General features: G+C 60.6%; 17 protein-coding genes, 2 tRNA genes and 1 pseudogene. 8 read left to right on the top strand and 12 right to left on the bottom strand.

Annotation, left to right across the window (positions count from 1 at the left end; genetic code table 11):
* Positions 1-145: 145 nt before the first annotated feature.
* The gene (locus AB5Y84_RS06835; protein ID WP_042080991.1) at positions 146-2,245 is read left to right on the top strand and encodes a hypothetical protein; all 2,100 of its coding nucleotides are present in this window, start codon (positions 146-148) and stop codon (positions 2,243-2,245) included.
* A gap of 77 nt (positions 2,246-2,322) precedes the next feature.
* On the opposite strand, the gene AB5Y84_RS06830 is transcribed toward AB5Y84_RS06835, so the two are convergent.
* The 7 genes from AB5Y84_RS06830 to AB5Y84_RS06800 all read right to left on the bottom strand — a co-directional run bounded on the left by AB5Y84_RS06830 (position 2,323) and on the right by AB5Y84_RS06800 (position 8,753).
* The gene (locus tag AB5Y84_RS06830; RefSeq protein ID WP_021230483.1) at positions 2,323-3,531 is read right to left on the bottom strand and encodes a NupC/NupG family nucleoside CNT transporter; all 1,209 of its coding nucleotides are present in this window, start codon (positions 3,529-3,531) and stop codon (positions 2,323-2,325) included.
* A gap of 358 nt (positions 3,532-3,889) precedes the next feature.
* Positions 3,890-4,315, bottom strand: a complete 426-nt coding sequence (gene arsC / locus AB5Y84_RS06825; protein WP_005338171.1) for a glutaredoxin-dependent arsenate reductase — start codon at positions 4,313-4,315, stop codon at positions 3,890-3,892.
* Between the two features lie 75 nt (positions 4,316-4,390).
* Positions 4,391-5,455: an ACR3 family arsenite efflux transporter gene (gene arsB, locus AB5Y84_RS06820; RefSeq protein ID WP_005338173.1), complete on the bottom strand. Its 1,065-nt coding sequence runs from the start codon at positions 5,453-5,455 to the stop codon at positions 4,391-4,393.
* Between the two features lie 109 nt (positions 5,456-5,564).
* The gene (gene arsA / locus AB5Y84_RS06815; RefSeq protein ID WP_368176632.1) at positions 5,565-7,328 is read right to left on the bottom strand and encodes an arsenical pump-driving ATPase; all 1,764 of its coding nucleotides are present in this window, start codon (positions 7,326-7,328) and stop codon (positions 5,565-5,567) included.
* A 27-nt stretch (positions 7,329-7,355) separates the two neighbouring features.
* Positions 7,356-7,724: an arsenite efflux transporter metallochaperone ArsD gene (gene arsD / locus AB5Y84_RS06810; RefSeq protein ID WP_106842498.1), complete on the bottom strand. Its 369-nt coding sequence runs from the start codon at positions 7,722-7,724 to the stop codon at positions 7,356-7,358.
* Between the two features lie 4 nt (positions 7,725-7,728).
* On the bottom strand, positions 7,729-8,097 hold the full coding sequence (locus tag AB5Y84_RS06805) for a helix-turn-helix domain-containing protein (RefSeq protein WP_335847965.1): 369 nt from the start codon (positions 8,095-8,097) through the stop codon (positions 7,729-7,731).
* A gap of 257 nt (positions 8,098-8,354) precedes the next feature.
* A complete protein-coding gene (locus tag AB5Y84_RS06800; protein WP_005359119.1) occupies positions 8,355-8,753 on the bottom strand; it encodes an META domain-containing protein in 399 nt (132 codons plus the stop codon).
* Positions 8,754-8,910: 157 nt separating this feature from the next.
* Between AB5Y84_RS06800 and AB5Y84_RS06795 the strand changes: the two genes are divergently transcribed.
* On the top strand, positions 8,911-9,390 hold the full coding sequence (locus AB5Y84_RS06795) for a hypothetical protein (RefSeq protein ID WP_042054960.1): 480 nt from the start codon (positions 8,911-8,913) through the stop codon (positions 9,388-9,390).
* Between the two features lies 1 nt (position 9,391).
* On the opposite strand, the gene AB5Y84_RS06790 is transcribed toward AB5Y84_RS06795, so the two are convergent.
* Both AB5Y84_RS06790 and AB5Y84_RS06785 read right to left on the bottom strand, forming a co-directional pair.
* Entirely contained in the window at positions 9,392-9,871 is a 480-nt protein-coding gene (locus AB5Y84_RS06790) for a putative 4-hydroxy-4-methyl-2-oxoglutarate aldolase (RefSeq protein WP_005338188.1), read from the bottom strand.
* Positions 9,872-9,913: 42 nt separating this feature from the next.
* Positions 9,914-10,321, bottom strand: coding sequence for a DUF3293 domain-containing protein (locus AB5Y84_RS06785; RefSeq protein ID WP_368176631.1), 408 nt, complete (start codon positions 10,319-10,321; stop codon positions 9,914-9,916).
* 396 nt (positions 10,322-10,717) lie between these two features.
* Between AB5Y84_RS06785 and arcA the strand changes: the two genes are divergently transcribed.
* Positions 10,718-11,437, top strand: coding sequence for a two-component system response regulator ArcA (gene arcA, locus AB5Y84_RS06780; protein WP_005338193.1), 720 nt, complete (start codon positions 10,718-10,720; stop codon positions 11,435-11,437).
* Between the two features lie 162 nt (positions 11,438-11,599).
* Here arcA and AB5Y84_RS06775 read toward each other — a convergent pair.
* Together AB5Y84_RS06775 and AB5Y84_RS06770 are read right to left on the bottom strand one after the other, a co-directional pair.
* Positions 11,600-11,674: transfer RNA gene (locus AB5Y84_RS06775), tRNA-Gly, on the bottom strand.
* Positions 11,675-11,689: 15 nt separating this feature from the next.
* A tRNA-Gly gene (locus AB5Y84_RS06770) sits at positions 11,690-11,763 on the bottom strand.
* A gap of 201 nt (positions 11,764-11,964) precedes the next feature.
* Here AB5Y84_RS06770 and cydD point away from each other — a divergent pair.
* The 4 genes and pseudogenes from cydD (at position 11,965) to AB5Y84_RS06750 (ending at position 16,392) form a co-directional block, all read left to right on the top strand.
* Positions 11,965-13,734: a cysteine/glutathione ABC transporter permease/ATP-binding protein CydD gene (cydD, locus tag AB5Y84_RS06765; RefSeq protein ID WP_368176630.1), complete on the top strand. Its 1,770-nt coding sequence runs from the start codon at positions 11,965-11,967 to the stop codon at positions 13,732-13,734.
* A complete protein-coding gene (gene cydC, locus AB5Y84_RS06760; protein WP_368176629.1) occupies positions 13,727-15,457 on the top strand; it encodes a cysteine/glutathione ABC transporter ATP-binding protein/permease CydC in 1,731 nt (576 codons plus the stop codon). The genes cydD and cydC overlap by 8 nt, the downstream gene beginning before the upstream one ends.
* Before the next feature lie 163 nt (positions 15,458-15,620).
* Positions 15,621-15,992: an Rcs stress response system protein RcsF gene (gene rcsF / locus AB5Y84_RS06755; protein ID WP_013723982.1), complete on the top strand. Its 372-nt coding sequence runs from the start codon at positions 15,621-15,623 to the stop codon at positions 15,990-15,992.
* A 9-nt stretch (positions 15,993-16,001) separates the two neighbouring features.
* Positions 16,002-16,392, top strand: a pseudogene (locus tag AB5Y84_RS06750) (DUF488 domain-containing protein).
* A gap of 159 nt (positions 16,393-16,551) precedes the next feature.
* Here AB5Y84_RS06750 and AB5Y84_RS06745 read toward each other — a convergent pair.
* Positions 16,552-17,550 (bottom strand): NAD-dependent epimerase/dehydratase family protein, encoded by a 999-nt coding sequence (locus AB5Y84_RS06745; RefSeq protein ID WP_368176628.1) that lies wholly within the window; start codon positions 17,548-17,550, stop codon positions 16,552-16,554.
* A 213-nt stretch (positions 17,551-17,763) separates the two neighbouring features.
* Between AB5Y84_RS06745 and tsaA the strand changes: the two genes are divergently transcribed.
* The gene (gene tsaA / locus AB5Y84_RS06740; protein ID WP_042081000.1) at positions 17,764-18,468 is read left to right on the top strand and encodes a tRNA (N6-threonylcarbamoyladenosine(37)-N6)-methyltransferase TrmO; all 705 of its coding nucleotides are present in this window, start codon (positions 17,764-17,766) and stop codon (positions 18,466-18,468) included.
* Positions 18,469-18,625 lie beyond the last annotated feature (157 nt).

The following is an 18,625-nucleotide window of genomic DNA, read 5'->3' as shown; positions in this document are numbered from 1 at the left end:
TTCCGGGATGTTGCTGTGCCCATGATCACACAGTCACAACTCTCGCCCTCCTCTCACCGCGCCCCCGCTTTTTATCATCTAGAGTTAGCGGGCAGTGCAAAGCTGCTGATTTATATACATTCGCCGCCAAGAGGGATCTTTTTTCATGACCGAGCATATCGATCTGCTACCTATCAACACGGATGATGAGCAGGACGCAGGCAACCGTTACCTCTACTACACCGAAGGGGATCTGGCCCGCATTCTCGCCAATCTGGAACAGCTGCGCCACGCGGTGTTTCCCGCCGCCATCGGAGAGAGCGAAACGGGCGCCGCCGTGCCCCACAACTTTCCGTCCGTCTGTCTGGTGGGGCTGGGACGCTGCGGCTCCAACATCGCGCAGGATGTGGCCTCGCTGGTCTACAACGCCCGCAGCTTTTATCTCAATGAGTTCAACAGTGAAGAGCAACGCAAGCGGGAGAAGGAGTTTGGCCCGGTGAGCTGGATCCGGCGCAATCTGCGGCTGCCAAACAACGGGGCCCGGCCGGTCTTTCTGATCGAGCCCATGGTGATGCTGGGGGATCTGGACAAGGACATCGATGGCCGTATCCGCCACTCCAATCGCAGCGGCGAAGGTGGCTCCTTGCGTGATTACGCCAAGATGCGGGTGATGGACTTGTCGGAGATCCACGCGGGTGGCGCGGGTAACGCCCCCATCCTTGGCCAGTATCTGGCCAAGATCATCCTCAACAAGAGCCCCCACTACTTCGCCAACTCCGAGTGGCAGGCCATTCATACCTATCTGGTGGACTCCTGCGGCATCAAGGCCAACCAGTCCCGCCTCTATTTCTACATCTTCAGTGCCGGGGGCGGCACCGGCTCCGGCATGGCCTCCGAGTTCGGGCTGGCCCAGCAGTACTCCTACATGAGCAAGACCTTTTCGCCCCCGTCAGAAGAGGAGGAGCACCTCTCCCTCGGGGAGCACTTCATGTTCGATCCCATCTTCACCAGCGGCATCTGCATCCTGCCCAATATCTGTGATCGGGGTATCGAGATCTCGGAAGCGCTGCACATCAACGCCGGGCGTTTGCTGTGCAAGTATCTGGCCGAGGAGTGGGACTTCTCCTATCACTTCGACAACGAGCAGGCTTGCGATGCCAGCATGCTCAAGCGGATCAGGCCCTGGAATGCCATGATGCTGATCTCCAACGACATCATGCGCTACGCCGAAGAGAGCGACGATGGCGAGATCCAGCATGTTGACGTCAACACCATGGAGAAGTACGCCAACCAATACATCTCACAGCAGATCTTCAACATTCTTACCGCTCAGGCCGTCACCACCGACTACGACGAGAACTACTTTCGCCGGGCGGGTATCGATATCAGCGAGACCATTCGGCTCGATGCCAACGACCTCTTTATGAGTCTGGCGGGGCCGGTGGCGGTGGCGTATGCCGAGTCCATCTCGCCCCCCGGCGGCCTGTTTGACAAGGAGGACGGGCTCAATGTGGACGATCTCTTCACCCGTTCCATCGAGCTGCCCCACTTCAACAAGATGACCCAGGCCATCGAGGGGATCAGTCTGCTGCCCATCGAGGCGGGCAACTATCGGGAGTATCTGGACGACTATGTAAAAAGTGGCCATGACCCGGCCCACCTCAACGAGCTGCACTTCTTCAAGAACTGCTCCTCCGTGGTGTCGATCATCTCCCTGCCCAAGGAGTACAAGCTCTCCTATATGGATCTCAACCGGCTCAAGTCTCACCTCAACGGGCTCTTCCCCAATACCACCCTCAAGCGCTATGCGCTGGTCATCGGGGCGTCGGCCAACATCTCCCTCACCACCCTGATCGTCAAGAGCCCCTGCCTGAGCGATGACTTCCTGACCCTGATCGTGGCCTTTATCAAGCGCTGCTTTGCCAAGGATCACTATCGCTTCGATGAGCATCTGGACAAGGCGGTGATCGAGATGATCTGCAATGAGGAGTGGAACGATGCGCTGCTCGACAGCATGCTCAACGAGTTCGAGAACCCGGCCAAGATCCTCGATACCAACTGGTACGCCATCAAGCCCATGTATGAGAAGAAATATCGGGAGCTTATCCGCGAGAAGGAGAAGTTCGTCTCCATCAACGATATTCGCCTCAGCCGCGAATCGGTGAAAAAGGCGCTGCTCTATCTGCGGGAGATCTATCGCCACCGGGTCAGCAAGACCCGAATCCTCTCCCTCAACCCACGGCTGGGGGAAGCGAACGCTCGCTAGCCCCCTGCCCATAAAGCAAAGCGCCCGCCCCACATGGGGCGGGCGCTTTTTTACTGGCGCAACCTGACTTTATCTCATCAGAGGGAGACAAAGATCCCGGCCAGGGTGGCGCTCATCAGGTTGGCGAGGGTCGCCGCCAGCACCGCCTTGAAGCCCATATTGGCCACATCGTGACGGCGCTCCGGCGCCATGGTGCCGATGGAGCCGAGCTGCACCGCAATGGAGCCCAGATTGGCAAAACCGCACAGCGCAAAGGTGATGATGATCTGGGTGTGGGCACTCAGGTCAGCCTTGATATTGGCAAAGTCCAGATAGGCGACGAACTCGTTCATGATCACCTTCTGACCAATCAGGGAGCCTGCCGCCATCATCTCGCTGGCCGGCACGCCAATCAGCCAGGCCACCGGGGCAAACAGATAACCCAGCAGCTGCTGCAGGGAGAGATCGGCCCAACCGAACCACTCGCCGACGGTGGTGAGACCGGCGTTGATCATGGTGATGACGCTGACAAAGGCGAGCAGGATGGTGCCGATGGCCACAGCGATTTTCATACCACCCATGGCGCCGCCCGCCAGTGCGTCGATGGCGTTGCTGTAGTCACTCTTGTCGAGGGTGATCTCGGTCTGATCGCTTACCTGTTGCTGCTCCGGCACCAGCAGTTTGGCCATCAGCAGACCACCCGGCGCAGCCATAAAGGAGGCGGCAATGAGGTATTTAAGATCCACACCCAGACCGGCGTAACCGCCCAGCACCGAGCCCGCCACCGAAGCCATGCCACAGGTCATCACCGCAAAGAGTTCAGAGCGGGTCATACCGGCGAGGAAGGGACGGATCAGCAGCGGCGACTCCCCTTGCGACAGGAAGATGTTGCCGGTGGCCACCAGGGATTCGGCGCGGCTGGTGCCGAGCAGACGATGAATGGCGCCGCCCAGTACCCGGATCACCCACTGCATGATGCCGAAGTGGTAGAGCACGGCGATCAGCGCGCTGATAAAGATCACCAGCGGCAGCACCCGCACGGCGAAGATAAAACCGTTGCTGGCGAGATCGCCAAACACGAAACGGATACCGCTGTCGGCAAAGCCGAGCAGGGCGGAGACGCCATTGCTCATGGCACCGAGCATGATTTGTCCGGGGGGGAAATAGAGCACCAGCGCAGCAAAACCGGTTTGCAGGGCGAGCGCCCCCAGCACGGTTCGCCAGCGGATGGCTCGGCGGTTTTCACTCGCCAGCCAGGCGATAAACATCAGGGCCAGCATACCGACCAGACTCAATAACAGTGTCATCTTGCACCTATGAAGAGAGGAGTTTCATATGGCAAGTCTGCAGACAGGCGTCGCGGGCGATCCGGCGGGAGAAGTGCCGACCCACGCGACACGCAGACCACAAACCTACAGGTTAGTGGCGGGTCCCATCCTGGGGTCATTCACGTTCCGGGTGACAGCATGTATCGGGTGACGCCAGCGCCGTCGCAGGGGGAGATGCGGCCGGGTGGCAGGTCGGGCGGCGATGGTACAGTGATCATCGTCACAGAAAAAGCGGTAAAACGATTGGCCGGAGTAACTTTTTCAACTTGTTCACACAACGAAACAGGGCCAGCGTGAAGCTGGCCCTGTTTCAATCCGTACTTGAGCGTTCAGATGATTACTTGAGGCGCTTGCCGCTCGCATCCACCACCTGCTCGCCATCCTCCTTGGCGAAGGCCCCTTTTTGCTGATCGGGCAGAATATCGAGCACCACTTCCGACGGACGGCACAGCTTGGTGCCAAGCGGCGTGACCACGATAGGCCGGTTGATGAGGATGGGGTGGGCCAGCATGGCATCGATCAGTTCATCATCGCTGAAACGATCTTCCGCCAGCCCAAGCGCCTCGTAAGGCGGCACGTTCTTGCGCAGCAGATCGCGCACCGGCATGGCCATGGCGGCGATCAGCGCCACCAGCTGGTCACGGGAGGGGGGCGTCTCCAGATAGTGGATGACAGTGGGTTCCACGCCGCTGTTGCGGATCAGCTCCAGGGTGTTGCGGGAGGTACCACACTCCGGGTTGTGATAGATGGTGATTGCACTCATTTGCGTGTCTCTCATTAATCAAGTGAATAGAAAATGGATAGCATCAGTTCGCGGCCAGCTGTTAGCGGCCATCAGTTAACGGCTCAGCCCCGCTTCGTACCAGGGTTTGCTGGCGTTAACCACCCGCACCACCAGCAGCATGACCGGCACCTCGATCAGCACGCCAACCACGGTGGCGAGCGCCGCGCCGGAGTGAAAGCCGAACAGGCTGATGGCGGCGGCCACCGCCAGCTCGAAGAAGTTGGAGGCGCCGATCAGGGCGGAAGGACAGGCAACCGAGTGCTTCTCCCCCACCTTGCGGTTGAGCCAGTAAGCCAGCCCGGAGTTGAATAGCACCTGGATCAGAATGGGCACCGCCAACAGGGCGATAACCAGCGGCTGCTCAATGATGGCGTTGCCCTGAAAGGCAAACAGCAGCACCAGAGTGAGCAGCAGGGCCGCCACCGACCAGGGCTGGATGCGGGTCATGACGCCGTCAAAATGGGCCTCTCCCTTTTTCAGCAAAGCCTTGCGCAGCAGCTGGGCGATGATGACCGGAATGACGATATAGAGCACCACCGAAGTGAGCAGGGTATCCCACGGCACTATGATGCTGGAGACCCCGAGCAGCAGCGCCACCAGCGGTGCGAAGGCAAACACCATGATGAGGTCGTTCACCGCCACCTGCGACAGGGTGAAGTAGGGATCGCCGTTGGTGAGGCGACTCCAGACAAACACCATGGCGGTGCAGGGGGCCGCCGCCAGCAGGATCAGCCCCGCTACGTAACTGTCGAGTTGATCCGCCGGCAGCCAGTCGGCAAACAGCACACGGATAAAGAGCCAGCCGAGGAAGGCCATGGAGAAGGGCTTGACCAGCCAGTTGATAAAGAGGGTGACCCCAATGCCCTTCATGTGGCCCTTCACCTGATGCAGGGCGCCAAAGTCGATCTTGAGCAGCATGGGGATGATCATCACCCAGATCAGCAGCCCCACCGGCAGGTTGACCTTGGCCACCTCCATGGCGCCGATCGCCTTGAAGAGATCCGGCAACCCCTGCCCGAGCCCAATCCCCACCAGAATGCAGAGGGCGACCCAGGCGGTCAGATAACGTTCAAAAAAGCCGATGGCAGGCACGGCCTTGGCATCACATGTTGCAGACATCACAGCTCCCGATGCGGCGCAATTTCGCATCTTCTATTGGTTCAAAACACGGGTTTATAACAAGTAACGGCATATTCAAGCCGCCCCGGCAGCAGGCCGGGGCGGCGACTCAATGGTGCTGGCAGAGGCGGCGCAGGGCATCCGGCCCCACCGGCTCCTCGGCGAGCAGCGGCACCACGGCGAAGCGGCTGGCATGTTGCTGCTCGACCGCCTCGATATGGGGCAACTGGCGCTCGGCCCGCTGTTGCAGCAGCGGCGAGCTGACCGCGGCTTGCTGCAAGCTGTGGTTGATGAGCCAGCCCCAGGGCTCGATGCCGGCCCGGCGCAAATCGGATTGCAGATTGGCCGCCTCCTGCACTGGCGTCGGCTCGGGCAGCGTCACAATCAACACCTTGGTCTGTTTGGGGTCCTGCAACTGCATCATGGGGGTGGTGAAGTGCAGCCCCTTGTTTCCCATCTGGCGAGCGATCTCCCTGTGGTAGGCGCCGGTGGCGTCGAGCAGCAGCAGGGTGTGGCCGGTGGGGGCGGTATCCATCACTACGAAGCGCTTGCCCGCCTCGTGAATGATGCGCGAGAAAGCCTGAAACACGGCAATCTCCTCGGTACAGGGGGAGCGCAAGTCCTCCTCCAGCAGTGCCCTCCCCTGCTCGTCCAGGGCCGCTCCCTTGGTGGCCAGCACCTGGGCGCGGTAACGCTCGGTCTCGGCGTGGGGGTCGATGCGGCTCACCTCCAGATGGGGCAGACTAGCTGCCAGCGTCTCGCTCAGGTGCGCGGCGGGATCCGAGGTGGTGAGGTGCACCGGCAGGCCGCGGCTCGCCAGCTCCACTGCCACAGCGGCCGCCAAGGTGGTCTTGCCCACCCCGCCCTTGCCCATCAGCATGATAAGGCCGTGACAATCGGCGGCCAGCTCGTCCACCAGCGAACTCAACTCGGGCTGGGCTTGCTTGACAGTGGACTGTATTGTCGAGAATTGAGCGGCTGTTCCCTCTGATTGCAGCAACAACCGCAAACTGTCGACCCCCACCAGATTGGTGGCCAGCAGCGGGATATGATCCTGCGCCAGCCCTTTTATCCCTTGCGGCATCTGGGCGAGAGCCTGTTGTTCGCGCTGCCAGAGCGCCATTGCCAGCGGATCTGCGGCAATGGCGCCTTCGGGGAAGAGGCCATTGATCACCAGTTGCTGGTTCAACAAGCCGATGGCGGCCAGCTCTTCGTGGGTGCGGGCCACTTCCCGCAGAGTGGATTGTTGGGCCCGCGCCACCAGCACCAACCGGGTGCGAGTGGCATCAGCCAGTGCGGCGACCGCCTCGGCATACTGGCTGCGCTGTTTCTCCAACCCCGCCAGCGGGCCGAGGCAGGAGGCATCCCCCTTGCCCTGCTCCAGAAATTCGCTCCAGGCGCCCGGCAGTTGCAGCAGCCGGATGGTGTGGCCGGTTGGCGCCGTATCAAAGACGATATGGTCATACTCGGCCAGCAGCGTTTGGTCAGTCAGCAGGGCGGTGAATTCGTCAAAGGCGGCGATCTCGGTGGTGCAGGCGCCAGAGAGCTGCTCCTCGATGCTGCGCACCACGCTCTCGGGCAACTTGCCGCGCACCGGCCCGACGATCCGCTCCCGATAGGCTTTGGCCGCCGCAGGGGGATCTATCTCCAGCGCCGACAAACCGGGCACAGCGGCGATGGTGGTGACGCGATTGCCGATCTCGGTGGCAAACACCTGCCCCACGTTGGAGGCAGGATCTGTGCTCACCAGCAGCACCCGCTTGCCAATATCACAGAGAGCCACCGCACTGGCGCAGGCCAGCGAGGTCTTGCCCACCCCGCCCTTGCCGGTGAAAAAGAGAAACGGCGGTGGATTGGTCAGAAAATGGTACATAGCCTCTCCCGAATGGTGCGTCGCGACTCAGCAGCAACCACTGCCGGAGCAGCAGCCGCCCTTGACGATCCCCTTGATGGCCGCTTGCGGCGCAGGCAACCCGGCATAACGGGCCAGCTCGCTGCGGTTCGGGTAACGGCCGGTCAACACCACCTGTCCCTCCACCAGCACCAGCGGCAACCCCTCCTCCCCGGCGTGGGTCAGAAAAGCGCTGACGGCAGGAGTCTCGGCAAACTGCATTGGCTGCTGGGCCAGATTGAAACGCTCGATGGCCACCCCCTGCTCCTTGGCCCAGGCAAGGTCGGCAGCGAAGGTGACCAGTGCCTGATCAACCTCGGTACCGCAGACACCGCTGGAGCAGCAGAGGGCGGGATCAAAAATCTGAATGGAGGACATGGCATTACTCCTTGTTGCAGCAGGGCTGCGCAGGCAGAACATGGGGGGAGCAGGCTGACTCGGCACGCATCACGCCGCACGCCTCGGGATGACCGGCGCAGCACTCCTCGGTAAGGTAGGCGATCACATCCAGCATCAGGGGAATATTGGCGCGGTAGCGCAGAAAGCGCCCCTCCTGCTCCACCGACAGCAGACCGGTGTTGAGCATCGCCTTGAGGTGAAACGAGAGGGTATTGGGGGCAATATCGAGCTCGCAGGCCAGTTCACCGGCGACCCGCCCCTCCAGCCCGGCCTTCACCAGCAGCCGCCATACATCGAGCCGGATGCCGGATGCCAGTGATTCAAAGACCTTGGTGGCCATCTCTTTGTTCATCTTCATTCCCCTTGGTGCGACCTTTCATTTCAACTATACAAGAGTTATTGAAATGATCAAGATACATACCGAAGCAAAGATACGAGGTTCTGGTATCAAACCGGGCTGACTGGAGAATCGACGAGTGAACAACCGTTGCGGACGAGCACACAGGGCTCATCGCAGATAAACAGACGCCCTCCAGAGGGAGGGCGTATCAGAGCGTTTGACCGGCAGCGCAGTCAAAGCTGTCTGGGCAATCAGACGAACGGCGTGCCTTATTTGGCGGCAGGCACGGCGTTGAAGGTGAGCAGGGCCGCCTTGTTGGCATCGCTCAGAGTCAGCTGGTTGCCGTTGATGGAGTAGGTTGCCACCTTCTCCAGCTTTTGCAGGAACTCGGTCTCTTTGTTCATGGCGTCGCCGATGCACATCATGCGAGTGGAGCCCATGGCGCCCAGCGTCAAGACACCGTCACCCTGCTTGGTGATACCGCCAAAATAACGGTTGCAGCCGCCCTTGCCCGCCACCTTGCCGTCGACCACTTGCAGGGTGAAGGTATCGCCGGTGGCGCCTTGCAGCTGCCAGCTGGATGCTTGCAGTTGAGCCATGCTGGAACCTGTTGCCATTGCGCAGCCTCCCAGTGCCAGCGCGGCCAGCAGAGTCAGTTTCTTGTTCATGGATTCACCTCTTAATGATTAGAGCCATCAATACGGCAGCTTGTTTATCATGGCTGACGCCCATGCCAAAGGATTTTATTGTGATCTCGCTTCACTTTACTACCAGCTGGCATGTGCCATGCTTAGGCTCAGTTCCGGACCCAGGGAGGGGAAACGAATGGTCAAATCACTCATCATCACACTGCTTGCAACCTGCGCCAGCATGGCCGCACAGGCCGCCGACTGGGCAGTGGTTCAGCCGCAATCCAACCCGTCTCTCTATGTCAAAAGTTACTCGGGTGTGCTGCTCAATGGCCATAGCCATCACAGCGACAGTTTTGATCTCTGGCTGGTCAATAGCGGCTATCAGTATCCGGTGGTGGATGATGTAACCCTCTTTATGGAAGCGGGCCCGGCGGTAGCGGATCAGAATCGCACATCCGGTTTCAATATGAGTTCGGGGATACGCTACCAGCTCTCTCCGGCATTCAATATCGGCAGCCAGATCAAGCATCTCGATCTCAACAAGGCCAGCACCCTGCTGGAGCTCAACTCCAGCCTGCTGCTGACCCCCAGACTCTCCCTCACCGCCAACTACGGCGTCAGCGCCATCACTGCCGATCAGGCACTGAGCCTGGGGGTCGGTTTCAACTTCTGAATCAGATCAGCGGCGTGGCACTTACCACTACGCCGTTGCGATCCGCATAGACGTAATCCCCTTCGTGGATGGTCACACCGGCAAAACTGACCACGGCCCCCAGCTCTCCCAATCCCCGCTTCTCGGTCTTGACCGGACAGGCCGCCAGCGCCTTGACCCCGAGTGCCAGTGTCGCCAGGGTGCCCACATCCCGCGCCGCGCCGTGGATCAGGATCCCCTCCCACCCCTGCTCCACCGCCTTGACCGCCAGTTGATCGCCCAGCAGCGCACGGCGCAGCGAGCCACCGCCGTCGATCACCATCACCTTGCCGTGACCGGGGCGGGTCACCAGATCCCGCACCAGACTGTTGTCTTCATAACAGGAGAGCGTTACGGCGCGACCATAAAAGAGGGCCTTGCCACCAAAATCCTGAAACACCGGGTCGGCCACTTGCAGCAAGTCGCCATGTTGATCGCAGAGGTCGGGCAGGAGATCCAGCATGATTTGATTCCTTTCAGATGCATGAAGGTGTTCATTCTTTCATCAGGCAAGGTTTCTGGCAATCCAGAAGGATTCAATATTGCCCAAGCAAACTGCTGACTTATCCATCAATACCGGTATCAGCCAGAGCTGGCCATCCTCCACCCAGTAGATGGCGTTCTGGCCAAAACGGGCAGCCAGCTGACGGGCTTGTGGCAGGGATAGCGCCACCGCCAGCGATGACTCCTGCCAGCGTTCGTCCAGGTCAGATCCCCAAAACGGCCCCACCACGGGCACCTGCAAATCCACGGTCAGATGGCGCCACATCGCCCGTTCCCGCCGCATATTGCGTCGTTGTGTGACCCACTGGCTGGCCGGATTCCAGGCTGTGATGATGGCAAAGGCAGACCAGCCTGGTGGCTCAAATGGCGCGATAAAGCAGATTTTCTTGTAGTTTTCCCACAAATTCATGTCAATCACATGTTACATTCCATTACATTTTGTAGGGGCGAAAACCCGGTTCAGGCCAAGTATGATGCAGCTGTACCAGGGTTTGACCTATATCAAATCAGAGTTAAAAAGTTGCTATCTGACGGCAAAGAGTGTTGTTATGCTCCTGTTAACTGATAAAATGCGGCCACTTTCGTAATGGACGACCTTTCCAGGCTCTGCTCGACCAGACTTGTCGGGAACCTATAAGTGGCACAGGGATACTTGCCGGTACTGATGCCTAATTCGCGATATTCCGACCTGACTCTCATACCCAGGATGACGTAATAAATTTTCAGGATCAGTCAGGAAATCGGTTTGAAACGCCAAAGAGTGTTAAATTTAAGATAATTAACTGATAAGAATCTGGGAATACTCATGCAAACACCACACATTCTGATCGTCGAAGACGAGCTGGTCACACGCAATACCCTGAAAAGCATTTTTGAAGCCGAAGGCTACATCGTGCTCGAAGCCAACAACGGCGACGAGATGCACCAGGCCCTCACTTCCCACACCATCAATCTGGTGATCATGGACATCAACCTGCCGGGCAAGAACGGCCTGCTGCTGGCCCGTGAACTGCGTGAGAACGACAACATCGCTCTGATGTTCCTGACCGGTCGTGACAACGAAGTGGACAAGATTCTGGGTCTGGAGATCGGCGCCGATGATTACATCACCAAGCCGTTCAACCCCCGTGAGCTGACCATCCGTGCCCGCAACCTGCTGAGCCGCACCATGAACGTGGCTGCCGGTGGCGAAGAGAAGAAGCTGGTTGAGCGCTACCTGTTCAACGGCTGGGCGCTGGATATCAACAGCCGCGCACTGGTCAGCCCGACTGGCGACATGTTCAAGCTGCCGCGCTCCGAGTTCCGCGCCATGCTGCACTTCTGCGAAAACCCGGGCCAGATCCAGACCCGTGCCGAGCTGCTGAAGAAGATGACCGGCCGTGAGCTCAAGCCCCACGACCGTACCGTCGATGTGACCATCCGTCGCATTCGCAAGCACTTCGAAAGCGTTAACGATACTCCGGAGATCATCGCCACCATCCACGGCGAAGGCTACCGTTTCTGTGGTGAGCTGGAGCAGGAATAAGCTCCCGCGACGCTGTTGATCTGAAAAGGCGCCTTGGGCGCCTTTTCTGTCTCTGCGGTTTGCCTTAAAAGCTGAGAAACCGTGAGCGTGACGTCGAACGGCGCACAAGACAGATGAAAAACAAAAAGCCCACTCGCAGGAGTGGGCTTTTCGCTTTGAAGCTGGAGCGGGCAGCGGGAATCGAACCCGCATCATCAGCTTGGAAGGCTGAGGTAATAGCCATTATACGATGCCCGCCTGGCATCTGAAATTTGGAGCGGGTGATGGGAATCGAACCCACGTATGCAGCTTGGGAAGCTACCGTTCTACCATTGAACTACACCCGCGTCAGGGCTCTTACTATATGCATTTTGCCGCCGAGCGCAATGGCGCCTTTGCCACTTTTTTCAATAAATCAATCTGTTCGGACAAGGATTGAACAGACGGTTGCTTTTTCAATCAAACATTTTCAACACAGATAATTTACAAGGTTGCCAAGGCCAAACGGCAAGGATAGTCTTGCGCCACTCGACGCGAGGATGGTGGTAATGGATAAAAAAACGCAAAAACGTCTTTATGGCTGGTTGCGCAAGCAATCGAGTCACGGTCGCAGCTGGATCACGATATCCATCGCTTTTGGCCTTGGCCAGGGCATTCTGATGGTGGCGCAAGCCTGGCTGCTGGCGACCCTGTTGCACGGCTTTATCATCGAAGGCTCAACGCCTGAACAATCCATCACGCTCTTTATTACCCTGCTGCTGGTGACGCTTGGCAAAGCGGCGCTGGCCTACGGCCGCGAAGTGGCCAGTTTCAAGGCGGGCAGCGCGGTGCGCCAGACCATCCGCCAACTGGTGCTCACGCGCTTGAGTCGTCTCGGCCCAGCCTATATACAGCGCCGTCCGGCCGGTAGCTGGGCCAGCCTGCTGCTGGAACAGATTGAAAACATGCAGGATTTCTTCTCCCGCTATCTGCCGCAGATGGCCATCGCCGTCTTTATTCCGGTGGTCATTCTGGTGGCTGTATTCCCGGTCAACTGGGCGGCAGGTCTGATCCTGCTCGGCACTGCGCCCCTCATCCCCATCTTTATGATCCTGGTGGGTGTGGGCGCCGCCGATGCCAACCGCCGCAATTTTCAGGCGCTGGCTCGTCTTTCCGGCCACTTCCTCGATCGCCTGAAGGGGCTGCGCACGCTGCAACTCTTTATGCGTACCCAGGCAGAAGGTGACGCCATTCGCGACGCCTCGGAAGATTTTCGCGAGCGCACCATGGAGGTGCTGCGCCTGGCATTTTTGAGCACCGCCGTGCTGGAGTTCTTCGCCGCCATTTCAGTCGCGCTGGTCGCCGTCTACTTCGGCTTCTCTTATATCGACCATCTGAACTTTGGTAGCTATGGGGTCAAGGTCACCCTCTTTACCGGTCTGTTCGTGCTGTTTCTCGCCCCCGAGTTCTACGCCCCGCTGCGAGAACTCGGCTCCCACTACCACGCCAAGGCGCAGGCTATCGGCGCTGCCGAGCAGCTGCTTGAATTCCTCGAAGCCGAGGTGAGCGAACCGGCTGCAGGCACGGCGCCGTTCCATGCCGACAGCCCGGTCAAGGTCGAAGCCAAAGGGCTTGAAGTGCTGAGCGCCGAAGGCAAGGTGCTGGTCGGCCCCATCGACTTCACCCTGGAAGCCGGTTCACGTACCGCCCTCATCGGCGTCAGCGGCGCAGGCAAGAGCTCGCTGGTCAACGCCCTGCTCGGCTTTGCCCCCTATCGCGGTGAGCTCAAGGTCAACGGGCAGGAGCTCGCCACCCTCGACATGAGCCAGTGGCGCCTGCAACTGGGCTGGCTCTCGCAAAACCCGCAGCTGTTCCACGCCTCATTGCGTGACAACCTGCTGCTGGCCAAACCAACGGCCAGCGATGCCGAGCTGGAAGATGCCCTGAAACGGGCACAGGCGTGGGAATTTGCCATGGAGAAGGGGCTCGACTATCCGGTCGGCGATCAGGCAGGCGGCCTCTCGGTCGGTCAGGCTCAGCGCCTCGCCCTGGCGCGAACCCTGCTCAAATCAACCCAGCTGATGGTGCTCGATGAACCGACCGCCAGTCTGGATCGCCACTCCGAACGCGCCATCATGACCACCCTCGAGCAGGCGATGGCTGGCCAGACCCTGCTGATGATCACCCACCGCCTCGACCAGCTTACCAAGATGGACAAGATAATGGTGCTGGCCCGCGGCCAGCTGGTGGAGCAAGGCAGCTTCCAGCAACTTAGTTCTGGGCAGGGGCCTTTTGCCCGCCTGCTCTCCCAACGTTCCGGAGGTTCTCTCGATGAGTGATCTGTTGCCGTTTCTGCGCCTCTATCGCCAACACTGGCTCAGCCTCACCATTGGTTTGCTGCTGGCGCTGGTGACCCTGGCCGCCGGTATGGGGCTGCTCTCCCTCTCCGGCTGGTTCCTCTCCGCCGCCGCCGTGGCGGGGATGACAGTTGCGACGACCCATGCCTTTAACTACATGACCCCTGCAGGCGGGGTGCGCTTCTTCTCCATCGTCCGCACAGCCGGTCGCTGGGGTGAGCGGGTGGTGAGCCACGATGCCACCTTCCGGGTGCTGACCCGGTTGCGGGTCTGGTTCTGGCAGAAACTCTCGCCGCTCTCCACCGGTACCCTGGCCGGTTTCCGTCAGGCGGATCTGCTCAACCGACTGGTGGCAGACATCGATGCGATGGATCACGTCTATCTGCGGCTAATCACCCCCATAGGCGCGGCCCTGCTCAGCACCGCCGGACTGGTCTTCTTCCTGTCGTTTTTCGACAGCCGTCTCGCCCTCACCCTGGGGGCCATTCTGCTGTTTGGCATGATCGCCCTGCCGCTGGTGTTCTACTTCCTCGGCCGTCGCCCCGGTCAGGCGCTGATTGCCGAAAAATCGACCCTGCGCACCCGGATGGTGGACTATCTGGATGGTCAGGCCGAACTGCAGATGTTTGCCGCCGCCCCCAAAGCGCTGGTTGAGCTGCAACAGGCCGAACAGGCGCTGCTAACCGCACAGGCCCGGATGGCCAAGGTGAGCGGGCTGGCCAACTTCTCGGTACAACTGCTGAGCGGCTGGACCCTGACCCTGATGCTCTGGCTGGCCGGTCATGGGGTAGCGGGCGCTGCGCCCGACCCCATTACCGCACTGATGGTCTTTGCCACCCTGGCAAGCTTCGAGGCACTGATGCCGCTGGCGGGGGCTTTCCAGCACCTCTCCACCAGCCTCACCTCGGCACGCCGCCTGAACGAGATCCTGCAAGAGGCAAAAGCCCCCGTGTGGGGCGACGAGCAGACCCACGCTACCGCTGGCGCGCTTCAGATCAATGACCTCTATTTTGGCTACCCCGGCAACCCTCAACCGGTGCTGCGTGGCTGCACCCTGCAGCTGCACGCCGGTGAGAAGCTGGCGCTGCTGGGCCAGACCGGCTGCGGCAAATCGACCCTGATGGGGCTTCTGACCCGGGAGTGGAGCCCGCAGGCTGGCAAGATCCTGCTCGATGGCAAGCCGCTCACCGACTACAGCGAAGGGGCGCTGCGCGCCTCCATCTCGGTGGTGAGCCAGCGGGTGCATCTGTTTGCCGATACCCTGAGGGGCAACCTCAAGCTGGCCGCCCCGACCGCCACTGACGAGCAGCTGATTGCGGTGCTGACCCAGGTCGGACTGGCCAATCTGCTGGAAGATGAGGCAGGCCTCGATGCCTGGCTCGGTGACGGCGGACGCCCCCTCTCCGGTGGTGAGCGTCGCCGTATCGGTATCGCCCGCGCCCTGCTGCACGATGCGCCGCTCTGGCTGCTGGACGAACCGACCGAAGGGCTCGACAGTCAGACCGAGCGGGAGATCATGGATCTGCTGTTCCGGCTCGGGGCTGATCGCACCTTGCTGCTCATCTCCCACCGCCTGCTGGGGATGGAGCAAATGGACCGGATTGCCCTGATGGAAGAGGGACAGATCCGCCTCTGCGCCCCTCACAACGAGCTGCTGGGGGATGATTACTACCGCAGCCTCTATCAGCGGCTGGCTCCTGTTTGATATCAGGCTGATGGGGGTCACACCCCGACAACCGGGCGCAAAACGGGGCTGGTCGCCGCAGGCGGCTGGCCCCTATAATGTTCCCCTCATTATTCAACAAGATGCCGACATGGAGCGCCTGCGCATTTCTACTGTCCTCATCACCGACACAAGATACGAGACGATGAAACGCCTGATCCTGATGATGCCCCTGATTGCCTCCGGCTGTGCCAACTACGCCTTCAACAGCAATCTGGATAAAGAGAACTTCGACGAATACTTCAAACCCGGTAGCGTGCGCATCTATGAACAGGATGAGCTGGCGGACCTCAACTACCTCTACCTCGGCACCATCGAGGGTGAATCCTGCCAGGCCGATGCCAACCAGCCGGTGCCCAACGCCGGTGAAGCGCGCACCCTGGCCCGCCGCCGCGCAGCCGACATGGGCGGCAACGGCGTCACCATCGACAAATGCGCCGAGTTCAGCGACACCCCGGGCTGCCTGAAACAGGTGATCTGCTACGGGCAGGCGCTGAAAGTGGCCGAAGAGAAGTAACCCGCTGTCATGGCCCTCGCTATCGTTCGCCTTGGCAGCCCGCGCCTGCCCGATGAGGGGCTGCGGATCGGCACGGTGCGCCGTCCACCCCGCGGCGTACCCAAGAGCGAATTTGCCAGCCAGCATTGGTACGATGTCTGGTTCCCCAATCTTGCCCCCAGCAGCGAGACCATGAAGCTGGGGCAGGCAGCCGAGACACCAGCCCAGTGGGCAGCGTTTGGCAAACAGTACAAGGCCGAGATGGCGCAACCTGCCGCCAGGCACGATCTGGCGCTGCTGGCCGCCCTCTCTCATACCACCAACCTCTCGGTCGGTGGGTTGCTACTGCGAGCAGGAGTCCCGCTGCCATCGCGCCATCTTGAAAGAGCTGCTGGTAGCCGCGGGGGCCGCCATCCGCTAACTCAGCGAGCGACAGCGATGGGATGGGAAATCGCGTCAGCCTGTATTCGGCAACCATCAGACATTGGATAGACAGAGAGGGCATCCCGCGGGATGCCCTCTCTCGTTGTATTCACACCTGCCGCGCCACGCTCGGTAGCAGCGGCTCGATGCACCTCTCCTATTGCAGACTTGGCTCCAGCAGCTGCTGCCGCAGCGAAGTCTCCTCGGCCAGAGTCATGGCATGTTCCGCCCCCCCGGCGGCAGGCTCGATGGCCAGCCAGTGGGCAAGGTCGGCGGCAGTCTCCTCCAGCGGCCGGAAGTTCAACCCGTGGACGATGGCCGCCTCGGCGCTTATAGAGCCGTAACCGGCAAACTCCGCCTGCGCGCAGGGCAGCAAGGTGGGATAGCTCTGCCAGGGCTCGATACCGGCTGCCATCAGGGTGGACCAGGGCTGCCACTCGGGCTGGATGGGGCTAGCGGGCTGCAACCGGGCGCTCAGCCGCTCCAGCCAGTCACTCAGGGTAATACCGGGTTTGAGCAGGTTGAATATGCCCCCCAACTGCTGCTCGGCCGCACGCAGCACAAACTCGGCACAGTCGCGCACATCGAGATACTGCAAGCGATCCTCGCCACTGCCCGGCAGCAACCAGGGCCCGCCCTGCTGCACCCGCTTAATCCACCAGGCCATGCGACCGGTGGGATCATGGGGGCCGCACAGCACGCCCGGGCGCAGGATGCAAAGCCGCTCGCCCCAGCGGGCGCGATACTCCTGCTCGCACAACACCTTGAGGGGGCCATAGTCAGTGGGCATTTCCCCTTCGGGGATAGGGTGCAACGGCGCAGACTCATCCATCCCGGGCATTGAGAAATCGCGATAGACGCTGATGGTGGAGATAAAGATGAGCCGTGCGCAGCACCCTAGCAAGGCCGCCGAGAGGCTCGCCGCCTGCTCGGGGCGATAGCAGCAGGTGTCGATGACGAGATCCCACTGCAACCCGGCCCCTTGCAGGGCGCTCAGGCTCTTGTCCCTGTCGCCGATGAGCTGCACCAGATCGCGCCAGTCCGGATGCTGGTGCAGGCCACGGTTGAACAGAGTCACTTCATGGCCCCAATCCAGCGCCAGCGCGGTGAGGTGGCGCCCCAAAAAGCCGGTGCCACCGATAATCAGCAGTTTCATCCCTCTCCCTCCCCCTTCGGCGCGAGTGCGCACATTTCATCCTGACACGCCAGTTGCCTCCACCCTACGCAACTTGGCGCGCGGGCACAGCCCCCGACTGGCCGGGATGGGACAGGGATCACGGCAGCGCCGTAGAAATTGGCGTAACGAGGCCAAGCCTGCGTTTTGGGGCCACCTGTGCTAAATTGCCGGGGTTTTCAGTCAGGATCCGCCATGAAGTTCGAAATCGACACCCTCGGGATCATCCGCTCTCCCTACAAGGAGAAGTTCGCCATCCCCCGCCAGCCCGGTCTGGTCAAATCAGCCCGCGCCCGCCTCGAGCTGCTCCCCCCTTACGATCAGCCGGATGTGCTGCGCGGCATCGAGCAGTTCTCCCATCTGTGGCTCAGCTTCGTGTTTCACCAGACCATGGCGCAGGGCTGGCACCCGACGGTGCGCCCGCCGCGCCTTGGCGGCAACGAACGGGTCGGCGTCTTTGCAACTCGCTCCACCTTCCGCCCCAATCCGCTTGGCCTCTCTGTGGTCGAACTGCACGGGGTCGGTCGCGAGCGGGGCAAGCTGTGGCTGGAGCTGGGAGCGGTGGATCTGCTCGATGGCACCCCCATCGTCGATATCAAACCCTACATTCCCTATGCCGACAGCCTGCCGGATGCCCGTGGTGGTTTTGCCCCCGACGCCCCCACCCCGCCGCTGGCGGTGAGCTTCAGTGCCGAGGCCGAGCAGCAGTTGCAACCCTGGCTCAAGGCCCATCCCGAGCTGCGCCAGCTGGTGAGCGAAGTGCTGGCACAAGATCCGCGCCCCGCCTACAAGAAGGGCAAGCCCGATGAGAAGGAGTACGGGGTGCGACTGTTTGACTGCAACGTCCGTTTTCGCATCAGCGAGCCGGATTGCGTGGTGCTGGCCATCGAGCCCGCCTGAACCTGGGCGGGCCGACATCACTGATGCTATTTCACGCCTTCTTCACGTCACAAGGGGCTTAATGAGCCTGTAAATTGTGTGGCATTGATCAGACTATCCACCCGGTTGCCAGTGATACCATGCAGACAGCAGAGGGCATCTCCTCTCTGACTGAGGC

The organism is Aeromonas sp. s11 (genome assembly GCF_040907945.1).
In the GTDB taxonomy this organism is placed as follows: domain Bacteria; phylum Pseudomonadota; class Gammaproteobacteria; order Enterobacterales; family Aeromonadaceae; genus Aeromonas; species Aeromonas veronii.
This window is presented reverse-complemented; position numbering and strand designations above follow the sequence as displayed.